We start from the raw sequence: 546 nt of genomic DNA on the forward strand, positions 1-546 counted from the left end.
TACCTGTCTCCAAAAATTCAAACATCGAAGCTACCGAAGACACCGTAGCGACTGGTCAATTAGAAGCAGCCACTGATGCGGATAGCGACAATTTAACCTATGCCATTAAAGACAATGCCGCCAATGGTACTGTTATCGTCAATGCCGATGGCAGTTATAGCTACACCCCTGATACTGACTTTAATGGTGAAGACAGCTTCACTTATACCATTGATGATGGTCAAGGCGGCATGACCACTCAAACCGCAACCATCACTGTCGCTGCCGTCAATGATGCGCCAGTGGCTGAAGACAGCAGTATCAGTACTGATGAAGACACGGTCGCAAAAGGTCAGCTTGTCGCTACCGATATCGATGGTGATGATCTGACATTCGCCTTAGATACCGATGCTAACAATGGCACAGTCGTTGTCAACGCAGATGGCAGCTATAGCTATACACCAAATGACAACTTTAATGGCTCAGACAGCTTTACCTATACAATCACTGATGGTACAGAAACCATTACTCAAACGGCTACGATCACTGTTGCTTCAGTCAATGATC

1 protein-coding gene is annotated in these 546 nt (G+C 46.0%); it reads left to right on the plus strand.

Annotated features, from left to right (window positions below; all coding sequences use genetic code 11):
• The coding region (locus tag CXF69_RS00605; protein WP_145990564.1) for a cadherin-like domain-containing protein at positions 1-546 on the plus strand (546 nt) is incomplete at both ends.

It is taken from the genome of Psychrobacter sp. Choline-02u-9 (assembly GCF_002836505.1).
Lineage (GTDB): Bacteria > Pseudomonadota > Gammaproteobacteria > Pseudomonadales > Moraxellaceae > Psychrobacter.